Origin of the sequence: Inquilinus sp. (genome assembly GCF_039594555.1) — a bacterium.
GTDB lineage: Bacteria > Pseudomonadota > Alphaproteobacteria > DSM-16000 > Inquilinaceae > Inquilinus.
Genome location: NZ_JBCNNF010000238.1, coordinates 1 through 10,813, shown reverse-complemented (window position 1 = coordinate 10,813; position 10,813 = coordinate 1). Strand labels below are relative to the sequence as shown.

Annotated in this window: 8 protein-coding genes and 1 pseudogene; 4 read left to right on the top strand and 5 right to left on the bottom strand. The window is 70.8% G+C overall.

Annotated features, from left to right (window positions below):
- Positions 1-53: 53 nt before the first annotated feature.
- From ABDW35_RS22915 to ABDW35_RS22905, 3 genes are all read right to left on the bottom strand, one after another.
- Complete coding sequence (locus ABDW35_RS22915) at positions 54-1,316, bottom strand: ABC transporter substrate-binding protein (RefSeq protein WP_343716197.1); 1,263 nt, start codon at positions 1,314-1,316, stop codon at positions 54-56.
- Positions 1,317-1,381: 65 nt separating this feature from the next.
- Entirely contained in the window at positions 1,382-2,317 is a 936-nt protein-coding gene (locus ABDW35_RS22910; RefSeq protein WP_343716196.1) for a PfkB family carbohydrate kinase, read from the bottom strand.
- The gene (locus tag ABDW35_RS22905) at positions 2,314-3,699 is read right to left on the bottom strand and encodes a 6-phospho-beta-glucosidase (protein WP_343716195.1); all 1,386 of its coding nucleotides are present in this window, start codon (positions 3,697-3,699) and stop codon (positions 2,314-2,316) included. The genes ABDW35_RS22910 and ABDW35_RS22905 overlap by 4 nt, the downstream gene beginning before the upstream one ends.
- A gap of 129 nt (positions 3,700-3,828) precedes the next feature.
- Here ABDW35_RS22905 and ABDW35_RS22900 point away from each other — a divergent pair, with 129 nt between their 5' ends.
- The 3 genes from ABDW35_RS22900 to ABDW35_RS22890 all read left to right on the top strand — a co-directional run bounded on the left by ABDW35_RS22900 (position 3,829) and on the right by ABDW35_RS22890 (position 7,058).
- Complete coding sequence (locus tag ABDW35_RS22900; RefSeq protein WP_343716194.1) at positions 3,829-4,599, top strand: GntR family transcriptional regulator; 771 nt, start codon at positions 3,829-3,831, stop codon at positions 4,597-4,599.
- 121 nt (positions 4,600-4,720) lie between these two features.
- Positions 4,721-6,499 (top strand): peroxidase family protein, encoded by a 1,779-nt coding sequence (locus ABDW35_RS22895; protein WP_343716193.1) that lies wholly within the window; start codon positions 4,721-4,723, stop codon positions 6,497-6,499.
- Positions 6,500-6,638: 139 nt separating this feature from the next.
- Positions 6,639-7,058: a hypothetical protein gene (locus tag ABDW35_RS22890; RefSeq protein ID WP_343716192.1), complete on the top strand. Its 420-nt coding sequence runs from the start codon at positions 6,639-6,641 to the stop codon at positions 7,056-7,058.
- Here the strand turns inward: ABDW35_RS22890 and ABDW35_RS22885 are convergent.
- The gene (locus tag ABDW35_RS22885) at positions 7,046-9,112 is read right to left on the bottom strand and encodes a BTAD domain-containing putative transcriptional regulator (RefSeq protein WP_343716191.1); all 2,067 of its coding nucleotides are present in this window, start codon (positions 9,110-9,112) and stop codon (positions 7,046-7,048) included. The two genes, ABDW35_RS22890 and ABDW35_RS22885, sit on opposite strands and share 13 nt — an antisense overlap.
- Positions 9,113-9,168: 56 nt before the next feature.
- Positions 9,169-10,488: a YcaO-like family protein gene (locus ABDW35_RS22880; RefSeq protein ID WP_343716190.1), complete on the bottom strand. Its 1,320-nt coding sequence runs from the start codon at positions 10,486-10,488 to the stop codon at positions 9,169-9,171.
- A 90-nt stretch (positions 10,489-10,578) separates the two neighbouring features.
- Between ABDW35_RS22880 and ABDW35_RS22875 the strand changes: the two are divergent.
- Positions 10,579-10,813, top strand: a pseudogene (locus ABDW35_RS22875) (fructosamine kinase); the annotation flags it as partial.

Here is a 10,813-nt window from a genome sequence, read left to right as displayed (position 1 = left end):
CGCTCCGCGATTCCGGGTGAGGGGGAGGGCACCGACCTATCCTCTTCGTGCGATCACCACTTCGCCCGCTGGCGCAGGCGGTCCAGCTCCTTGGCCAGGGCGGCCACGGCGGCGTCGGGCTTCTCGTCGCCGGTCAGCACCGCGTGCACCGACTTCGAGAAGGCCTGCGACACGCGGTTGTAGCTGGCGCCGGTGGCGGCCGAGGGGCGGGCGATGCTGTCGGCGAAGGCGGCCTGCGTGTCCTTCAGGAAGGGCAGCTTGGCCAGCACCTCCGGGTCCTCGTACAGCGCCGAGACGGTCGGGTTGTAGGCGCCTTGGATCGCCCGGCGCTTCTGGTCGGCGGATCCCGTCATGTAGCGGATCAGGCTGACTGCAGCCTCCTTGTTCTCGGAGTATTTCGACACGCCGAGATAGGCGGGGCCCAGGCAGCCGCTCGACTTCTCGCCCGCGGCGCCCACCGGCAGCGCCGCCACGCCGACCTTGCCGACCAGGGCGCCGCCAGCGGCCTGCGAGGTGCCCCAGACATAGGGCCAGTTGCGCAGGAACACGGCCTTGCCGCTCTCGAACACGGCGCGGGAGCTCTCCTCGTCATAGCCCAGCACGCCCGGCGGGCTGATGGTGTCGATCCAGCTGTGCGCCAGGGCCAGGGCCTGGGCGGCCTTGGGGTTGTCGATGGTGACGTCGCCCTTGCCGTCGATGATGGTGCCGCCGCCGGTGCTGGCGACCCATTCGATCGCGTCGCAGGTCAGCCCCTCATAGGATTTGCCCTGCCAGACGAAGCCCCACATATCGGCGTCGCCGGCCTTGCGCTCGCCATCCTGCACCGTCTTGGCGATCTCGGTCAGCTCGGCCCAGGTCTTGGGCACCGCCTTGCCGTACTTCTCCAGCAGGTCCTTGCGATAGAAGATCAGGCCCGTGTCCATGTACCAGGGCAGGGCCAGCAGCTGGCCGTCGATGGTCGCGGCGTCGATCGTGGTCGGGAAATGCGCCGCCACCTCCTCCTTCGGCACCATGCTGCCGAGGTCGAGCAGATGGTTCTTCAGCATGCCCATCCAGATCACGTCGATCACCAGCACGTCGACATCGGTCGACTTCGCCGCCAGCATCTGCTGGTACAGCGGCACCGCATCGTCCCAGGACGCCGGCATCTTGTTGATCGAGACGGCGTTGCCGCTCTGCTTCGCCCAGGCCTCGGCGGCGCTGCTGCACAAATCGTAATCGGTGGCGCCGCAGAACAACTTCACCGTCGCGGCCTCTGCGCCGCCGGCGGCGAAAACGGCCAGCGCGGCGGTCAGGGATAGGGTGGCGATCTTCACGGGTCCCTCCGTTCAAGCCCCTGTTTGAGAAATCTTGTCGTTGCCGGGCGGGTTGGTCCCGCCGCTCAGGTCGAGGCCGGAGCCTCTTGTCGGATCAGCGCCAGCAGCTCCGCCTCGCGCGGCAGCGCCCGGCCGCCGTAATCGGTGGTGGCCAGCGCGCCGCAGCCCGCGGCCAGGGCCAGGCTGTCGCGGAAGTCGAAGCCGCGCAGCCGGCCATAGAGGAAGCCGGCATTGAAGCTGTCGCCGGCGCCGGTGGTGTCGACCACGGTCACCGCCGGGGCCGGCACGGCGCAGCGCTCGCCGCGGCTGACGCCGATCGCGCCTGCGGCGCCGCGCTTGACCAGCACGGTCGGCACCATCGCCGACAGCCGCTCCAGCGCCGCGCTGACATCCGGCGCGCCGGTGAAGGCCAGGGCCTCGGATTCATTCGGGGCGAAGACGTCGATCTCGCGGAACAGCTCGACCACGCCGGGCGAATCGATCCGGTGCGGCACGTGCTGGCAGTCGAGATAGACCAAGACGCCCTGCCGCTTCGCCGCCCGCGCCAGGGCCAGCAGCTCCGGCTGTAGCCGGAAGCTCTGCAGCAGCAGCGCCTTGGGCGCCGCCGCCGCGAGGGCTTCCGGCGCCGGCGGCAGGTCGTCGCGCACGGCGTAGCTGACGAAGCCGCGGTCATGGGCGAAGGAGAAGGCGGCGCTGACCCGCTCCAGTGGATGGTCCAGCCGGCGGAACAGTCGGTCGTCCAGCCCCTCCTTGCGGGCCGCGTCCAGCGCCAGCTGACTGAACAGGTCGGTGCCGAAATCGGCCGCCCAGGCGGTGCGCAGCCCCAGCCGGTGCAGCGCCGTGGCGCTGGTGAAGCTGGCGCCCGGCAGGGTGGCGAAGTCGCGGGCGAACAGGTCGGCGCCCAGCCGCGGCACCTCCGGCAGGCCGGTGAAGATCAGGTCCCAGTAATATTCGCCGACCACGACGACGTCGCAGCCCGGCGCCATGCCCGCGGCGGTCATGGCCAGTTGCCGACGTAAGGAGCGTGGGCGGCGAGGTACTCATCGACCAGCGCCTCGGCCCGGGAATAGGACAGCACCAGCGGATGCGCCACCAGCGCCTCGACCGCCAGGTCGCGGTCGCGCTCGCGGATCGCCTGCACCGCCAGCCGTTCGTAGCGCTTGATGCTATGCACCAGCTGGGCCTGCGCCTCCGGCATCAGGCCGATCGGCAGCGGCCGCACGCCGTCGCGGTCGACCACGCAGCTGACCTCGACCACGTCGTCGTCGCGCAGCCCCTCGATGGCGCCCCGGTTCGGCACGTTCAGCCCGCTGTACAGCGGCTTGCCGGTCTCCAGCGCGTCCACCAGGTCGAGGGCGACGCCGGCATAGCCCTCGCCCTCGTCGCCCAGCGGCGCATGGGCACCGGCGGCCAGGGCGCGGTCGGCCTCCTCCATGCTCGGCGCGCCCTCCTGGGCGTAGTGCATGTAGGTGGCGTTGCGGCGGTGGGCATAGGCGTAATAGGCCTCCAGCGCCTTGTCCGGGTTGCGGCGCCAGTCCAGCGCCGTCAGCTGCTCGATCAGGCCGTGATTCAGGTCGCGCACCTCCTCGCCCCGCGTGCGGGAATCCGACCGGATCGCCTCCACCGCCTTCTCGGCATAGTAGAAGTAGTAGAGGTACTCGTTGATCCACATCCCGTGGCGGCGCACCACGCGCGGGCTGAACACCTTCTGGGCCGAGGCGGCCAGGAACGCGTCGTCGGCCAGCAGGCGCGGCAGCACATCCTCGCCGCCGATCTCGGCGCGGCGGGTGAAGGACAGGTGGTTCAGGCCGAACACCTCGGTGCGCACCGCCTTCTCCGGCACGTCGAACCAGCGCGCCACGGCCGACTGGGCGGCGTTGGCGCCGTCGCAGATGCCGATGGTGCGGTCGTGGCCGGCGTCGCGCAGCGCCTGGGTCACCAGCCCGGCCGGGTTGGTGAAGTTGAACAGCCACGCGTCCGGGCTGACCCGCTTCAAGAGGTCGGCATAGCCCAGGATCGTCGGGATGCTGCGCAGCGCCATGGCGAAGCCGCCCGGCCCGGTCGTCTCCTGCCCCAGCACGCCGTGGGCCAGGGCGATGCGCTCATCCTTGATCCGCCCTTCCTCCAGCCCCGGCCGGACCGTGGTCACGACATAGGCCGCGCCCTCCAGCGCCCGCTCCGGGTCCAGGCTGGTGGTGATCCTGACGGGAGACTTCATCCGTCGGGCGATCTCCGCCCCCAGCCCGCCGAACAGCTCCAGCCGCGGCCCGTCGATGTCGAACAGGCACAGCTCGGTCAGGTTGCTCCACTCCGCCCGGCGCAGCGCCGATTCGATGAACAGGGGGGCGCGGACGCCGCCGCCGCCGACCAGGGTCAGTTTCATGGTGCCTCCCGATAACCGCCATCGTTATGACTGGTTATAACCAGACATGTCAATTGTGGCCGGAACCCCGATTTGCGTGTATGCAGCGAGGGTGATCCACGCCCCTGCCGAGAGGCCACTCCGCGCGCCATGACCGACGGCTTCCCCAGTGACGGACCTGCCGGCGACGGGCTGCGGCGCGACGATCCGCAGCCTCTCTACCGCCAGATCAAGCAGCGGCTGCGCGAGCGGATCGAGAGCGGCGAACTGGGCACCGATGCCAAGCTGTCGTCGGAGCGCGAGCTGGAGAAGCAGTACGGCGTCAGCCGCATCACCGTGCGCCAGGCGGTGCGCGAGCTGGTGCAGGAGGGCTGGCTGCACAGCCATCCCGGCCGCGGCTTCTTCGTGGCGCGGCGGGAGGAGACCTACGAGCTGCACCTGCTGCGCAGCTTCACCGCGATCGCCGAGGCGCATGGCCGGACGCCGACAAGCCGGCTGATCGAGGGCTATGTCTGCCGCGCGCCGGCCGAGGTGGCGCGGCCGCTGTTCCTGCAGCCCGGCGCCGATGTGGTGATGCTGAAGCGGCTGCGCTGCCTGGACGGGCAGCCGGTGGTGCTGACCCAGGACTGGTTCGCCGCCCGGCTGGTGCCGGGGATCCTGGAGCTCGACTGGTCGACCGGCAACCGTTCGCTCTACGCCGAGGTGCGCGACCGCTACCGGCTGCGGCCGGACCGCGGCCGCACCACGATGAGCGCCCGGCTGGCCAATGCCGAGGAGGCGGAGCTCTTGGAGCTGACGCCCCCCGCCGCGGTGCTGACGATCGAGCAGATCGCATACGACCCGCAGGGTCGGCCGGTGAACATGACCTTCTCCAGCCACCACCCGCTGCGCTATCCGCTGAGCCTCGACCAGCGGGGTTGACCCGGGTCCGATTCCGGCCGCGGAATCGCCGCAGGGGAATCACGATCCGATCACGATCGGGCTTCTAAATGCTCCGGCGACGCCAACGGATCGCGGTGTACCGACCAGGGAGGGCACGAACGTGCATGGCTCAGGTTTCGCAAGGGCCGGCCAGCGCAGCGCCGCGCTGACGCAGGGGCTCGAGCAGCCCGCGACCTATTTCGAAGGCGATCCGCCGCCGCCCAACGGCATCTTCGGCTGGCGGCTGGCGCAGGAGGCGGGCCGGCTGGGCCTGCATCCGCAGGCCCTGGTCATGGACGTGCTGCAGCGCCTGGCCCGCAAGATGTACCTGGACGGGCTCGTCGCCGGGCCGGAGACGTTCAACCCCGAGGTCCCGGCCGGCTACACCTATCTTGGCCAGCTGATCGCGCATGACCTGACCTTCACCGATCTCGGCACCCTCTCGCGCTCGGCCAATGCCGGGCCGCTCTGGGCCAGCCCGTCGCTGGACCTCGACTGCCTCTATCGCGGCGGGCCGTTCCGGTCGCCGATGCTGTACCAGCAGCGCACCGGCGGGCCCGACGCGCTGCGGATGAAGCTGCGCGTTGGCTATACCGGCGGCCGGACCTGGGACAAGCAGGCGCCGGAGGTGCCGGGCGACCCGGCCACCGCCAAGGCGCCGCAGCCCTGCGACCTGGCGATGATCGCCTGCCTCGACGCGGCCTCGAACGCCACCGACCTGCGGCCGCTGCCGCCGGGGACGCCGGAGGTGCCGAAGCAATGCCCGGTCGAGCCGCTGATCGGCGACATCCGCAACGACAACAACCTGATCCTGTCGCAGATCACGGTCCTGTTCCATCGCTTCCACAACCGCATCGTCGACGCCATCCTGGCCTCGCAGCACTGCCCGTCCGACTACGAGGTGTTCGAGATCGCCCGTGCGCTGGTGATCTCCGCCTACCGGTCGGTGGTGCGAAACGACTATCTCGGCCATCTGCTCGACCCCGAGATCTGGCAGACCTATGCCCGGCGTGAGAGCCTGCAGGATCTGGGCGGCTTCGGTCGTCGCCTGGCCGCCGACCGGGACACGCCGCTGCCGGCCGAGTTCATCATGGCCGCCTTCCGCTTCGGACACGCCATGGTGCGGCCGTCCTACACGCTGAACCGGGCCCTGGCGCTGACCGAGACCGGGCTGAAAGGGCTGATGACGTTCCGGCGCGGCATGTTGGCCGGCGACGGCGGCATCCCGGGCTGCCCGATCCCGAACGACTGGATCCTGGAATGGGATCTGTTCTTCCCGGAGAAGCCGGGCGCGGACGAGAACCAGGCCCATCTCATCGGCCCCTGGGTCACCTCGCAGTTCTACACGATGTCCGCCATGGCGCATGACGACATGCGCCGCATGGTCGGCAGCGATCCGCTCTATGACGGCTGCTATGGCGGGCTGCCCTTCCGCGATCTGGCGCGGGCCTATCTGTCCAGCCTGCCGAACGCCCAGCACCTTGCCGACCGGCTCGGGGTCCCGAAGCTGACGCGGGAGGAGCTGCTGGGTGACGGTCATGGCGGGCTTGCCGGCATGAATGCCCGCAGCCAGCGCAACCCGCTGGCCGACGCCCCGGCCGGGGTGATCGAGGCTTTGGCCGAGGATACGCCGCTGTTCTATTACATCCTGCGCGAGGCCGAGGTGCGCCATCAGGGCCGGCGCCTCGGGCCGCTGGGGTCGGCGATCGTCGCCCAGGTGGTGCTGGCCGCGTCCCTGGCCGAGTCGACGACGGTCGAATCCGGAGTGATCCGGCGCTGGAGCCGCGTCCTGTTCAAGGGCGGCGCCGTTCCGGACAGCATGCGCGACATCATCGGCTTCGTCGAATCGCCGCCGGCACCGGCCGCGTCGTCGCGGCCGATCACACAAGCCAGCGTCTGAGGACGCCGGCACCGAGGTGGTGGGGGACCTCCGCCTCCGTCGTCCTTCGGGGCGCGGGGGCGGAGGTTTAATGCGGCGGCCCGTCGGCCGTCGCCATACGGCGGGGCGGCAGCGCCTTGCGAACAAGGAGGAGCGAGCGATGACGGACCACAACAAGAACGACCCGAAGCAGCCGCCGAAGCCGGTGCCGGTCGAGATGACAATGTATGACCGCGAGGCCGCGGGCCGGCTGATCATCGGCATGGCGATCGGTGAGATCCCGAAGCCGAAGACGACGGCCGAGGCGCTGCAGCTGCTGAAGGATCACGGCATCACGCTGGAGAACTTTGCCGAATCCGGGAAGGAGATCCGGGTCGTCAGCCGCGACGAGGCGCTGTATGTCGTGCTGCCGCCGGCCGACCTGATGCGGCAGCGGATCGAGGAATACTCGAAGTATCCCGGCCCTTATCCGCTGCCGGACGAATACGCCCTGCAGGTGCGGCGCGACCCGAACGCGCTGGACGCGCTGGACATGTTCTATTTCCGTGTCGGCGACTACAGCTTCGGTCAGTGCCGGTGAGGCCAGTAGAGCTGCTCCTCGCCGACATCGGTGGCGGGAAGGCCGGCCTGGATCAGGCCTTCCCGCAGCTCGCGCCAGCGGGCGACGTTGCGGATCGGGAAGCTGCTCAGGAACCATTCGACGATGGCGGCGTCGGTGCATTCGAACTTGGCGTGCCAGGCGTCGCGGGCGTTGCGCAGGAAGAGGCGCGCCTCCTCCTGCGCCCGCCGGCTGTCGCCGAGCAGGCTGAGGGCCGCGGCCTTCCAGGCCGGGATGTTGAAGATCGACTGCCCGGCCCGGTCGGCGGCCTCGACGCAGCCCTCGATGTCGCCGTGCAGGAAGCGGATGCCCGCCAGATAGGCCCAGTGATGGGGCGGGATCATCGGGTTGAGCTCGAAGGCATTGGCCACGAGGTCGAGGGCGACGTCGGTCCGGTCGACGAAGGCGAAGCCCTGCGCCGCCGACATCAGCACCGATGGGTTGCTCGGGTTCAGGTCGCGCGCCAGCTCCAGATGCAGGTCGGCCTGCGGGTAGCGGGTCGTCATCATGTAGGACCAGGCGAGCGTCAGGTGCCCGCGCGCGTCCAACGGGTCCAGCTCGGCCGCCCGGCGCGCCAGGCTCAGCGCCTCCTCGGCCATGGCGCGGTCGCGCCGCACCCCCGGCAGGATGATGTGGCGCGAATTGTAGATGTTGGCCAGGCCGCTATAGGCGGGGGCGAAGCTGGGCCAGTCCCGGATCACCTCCTTGAACAGCGCCTCGGCCTCGAACTCCGCCTGGGGCTCCCAGAAGTTCAGCAGGTACTGGCCGCGTAGCCAGCGGACATACGGCCCATGGGCGAAGTCGCGGTCGCCGATCTGGCGCGACAGCGCATTGGCCGAGATGTGGATGTCCAGCGTCGCCGAGACGCGCCGGGCGATCTGGCGCTGCTGGTCCATCCAGGACGGCAGGGCCAGCGAGAAGGTCTCCGACCACAGCGCCCGGTTGCGGGTCAGCTCGATCAGGGAGACGACGATCAGCAGGTCGTCGTCCTTCTGCCGGAACGCGGAGGACAGGCGGTAGTCGACCTGCTGCTGTTCGGCCGACGGGGCCGAATCGGGCGGTTCGACCACGATCCATTCGCGGAACCGCACCAGATTGGCGATCAGCTCGCTGCGGAAGCCGTGCACGACATAGTCGTCGATGCCCTCGGGGATGCCGGGGCTCAGCCGGTCCACCTCGATGATCGGCAGCCGTGACGCCGCTGCCACCGGCGCGGGGGACGGCTGGGCGGTGCTGTCGACCGAGCCCTGCTTGATCTCGACGATGAGCCGCTGCGTCTCCTCCGACGGCTCCATGTCATAGTCGTTCTGGAGCAGGTCCCATAGCGTGCCGTACAGCTTCAGCGCGGCGGCGATGTTGCCGCGCAGCGCCTGCTGCAGGATCAGGACGCGGTAGGCCTCCTCATGCGTCGGGTCGATGTCCAGCAGCGCATGGGCGGCCTCGGCGGCGATCTTCTCGCCGGAGCTCGGGTCGCGCAGCAGGCGCTCCAGGCTGCCGATGAAGATCTTCCGCCACTGCTGCCGGCAGACCGTGAGCCAGGAGGCGAACTCCCGATCGAGATCCTCGAACCCGGCCATGATGCGGTCGGGATTGGCCAAGCCCAGCGTCAGGGCCGACGGCAGGACGCTCCGGGCCAGGTCGCTCGCCACCTGCTCCAGGTCGACATCCACCACCTCGCGCCGGATGCGGATGTCCTGGCGGCCGATATCGACGATGCCCGGCCGGACGGCGTCGAGGTTGTCGCGCAGCTGCTTCAGGCATTGCCGCAGCGACCCGCGGGCATGGTCGCCGTCGCTCTCGCTCCAGAACACCCCGGCGACGCGCTCGCGGCTCTCGATCGCGGTGCCGCTCAGCGCCACGAAGGCGAAGATCGCCTGGGCCTTGCGGCTGCCCAGCTCAATCCGCTCGCCATTGCCCAGACGGAGATCGAATCCATTGCCCAGCGACAGCCGCAGACGCTCGACGCCCCGTGCCTCCGGGGCGGGAACATCCCCCCGTTCCGGAGCCCCAACGCTCCGTGTTGCCGGAACCGCCATCCGCGGTCTCCCTTCCCCCAAACAATGAAACCGCAGCGGACTGGGCCCATAAACTTTTAAATTATCGCAGGTCGATCCTCCAAACCATTCAGCGAGCGGCCGAATTCCGCCGCCGTCTGGCGCAGCCTCTCCGTCATCGCGGCGGGGGCGGAGGGCTGCAGGTCCGGCGATAACAGCTTCACCACCGGAATCCCAGCCCCCGTGGTCAGGTCGACCCGGAAAACGGCCGTTTCCCGCCGGGCCAGGGCGGCCAGCAGCCCGGACAGGGAGGCTGGGGCGTCGGGACGATCCGCCGCGGCATCGCTCCGTGTCGCCGTCGCCAGCAGCATGTCGGGCCGCAGCCGCTGCTTCGCCGTGAGTCTGTCGCGATCCGCGGGGTCGGCGTCCGGCCCGGCCCGGCGCAGCCGCAGGAACAGGAGGTCGTTGGCGATCTCGGACTGGATCATCTCCAGCACCGCCGCCTCCAGCGCCGCCGCGCGGGCGGGCCGGGCGGCGAAGCCGCAGGCGAGGAGGCCATGGATCGGGCTGACCGAGGCCGCGGCGACGACCGCGATCGGCAGGCCGGCGGTGTCGAGCTCCAGGGCGAATCCCTGCCGCGGCCAGGGGGCGGCGGCCCCGGGGCGCAGCCGGTCGATCGCGGCGGCCATCAGCGCCGGCGGCAGCCGCCGGGCCGGCCGGCCGCCATGCCACCATTGCGCCACCGCGTCGCGCTCGATCAGCTCGAGCAGCGCGGCCCGGGTGGCGTCCTCCGGCGTCGGGCCGGCGGCGCAGCCCTCGCTGACCGGCACCGCGGCTCGGCCTCCGCCGGATGGGCCGAAGACCAGCGGCCGCGGCAGCCGCACCAGACGGCCGGTCGCCAGCTCCTCCCCGGCCAGAACGGGGGCGGCGGCGAGGGCGGCCGGCTCCAGCCCGGTCCGCGCCTCGATCTGGCTGCCGAAGCGGGTGGCGATCTCCCCGGCCGAACCATCCCGGTCGGCCTCGCCGATCTCGGGCGTGGCCAGGGCCAGCGTCTCCGCCGCTTCGCCGATGCATTTCTGGAAGGCGCGCCACGGGCTCGGGTCGCACCCGATCACGCCGTCGACGGCAATGGCCGCACCGTCACCGGCCGGCCGGTGCCGCGGCAGCCGGGCGCCGAGGACCGTCAGGCCGGGATAATCCATCGCCGGCACCGCGAAGCTGGCCTCCAGCGTCGCGGCCAGGCGGAACAGCCGCACGGTCCGGCCGTCCTCGGCGCTGCCGTCGGGCGCTATCCCGAACGCCGCCAGCAGGCGCCGGGCCTCTTCCACCGCCTGGCCGGCTGGGCCAGGATCGGGGGCGTCGGCCCCCGGCTCGAACAGCCGGGCGCAGGTTTCGTAGACCGAGGGCGGTGCGAGCATGATGCTCCGGATGACGGGCTGGGCCTCCGCCCATTTCACCATGGCCGCCGCGAAACGCGCGGTGTTTTCTGCCGGCATGGGATGCCGCCCTTGACCGCCCTCGACCCCCACCTCGCCGACCGGATCGCCGCGGCGCTGGGCATCCGGCCGGTGGCGGCTGAGCCGCTGCCGGGCGGCTCGACCGTCGCGGTGCTGCGGGTCGACCTCGCCGATGGCGGCCGGGTCGTGGCCAAGGCCGGGGCCGGGCCGCTGCTGCTGGAGGCCTGGATGCTGGGCGAACTGGCCCGCCATTCCGCCCTGCCGCTGCCGGCGGTGCTGCACGCAG

Excerpts from the sequence above, each read along its gene's own strand:
- ABDW35_RS22910 (WP_343716196.1), bottom strand. The coding sequence starts at position 2,317 with ATGACCGCCGCGGGCATGGCGCCGGGCTGCGACGTCGTCGTGGTCGGC.
- ABDW35_RS22905 (WP_343716195.1), bottom strand. The coding sequence starts at position 3,699 with ATGAAACTGACCCTGGTCGGCGGCGGCGGCGTCCGCGCCCCCCTGTTC.
- ABDW35_RS22900 (WP_343716194.1), top strand. The coding sequence starts at position 3,829 with ATGACCGACGGCTTCCCCAGTGACGGACCTGCCGGCGACGGGCTGCGG.
- ABDW35_RS22890 (WP_343716192.1), top strand. The coding sequence starts at position 6,639 with ATGACGGACCACAACAAGAACGACCCGAAGCAGCCGCCGAAGCCGGTG.
- ABDW35_RS22885 (WP_343716191.1), bottom strand. The coding sequence starts at position 9,112 with ATGGCGGTTCCGGCAACACGGAGCGTTGGGGCTCCGGAACGGGGGGAT.
- ABDW35_RS22880 (WP_343716190.1), bottom strand. The coding sequence starts at position 10,488 with ATGCTCGCACCGCCCTCGGTCTACGAAACCTGCGCCCGGCTGTTCGAG.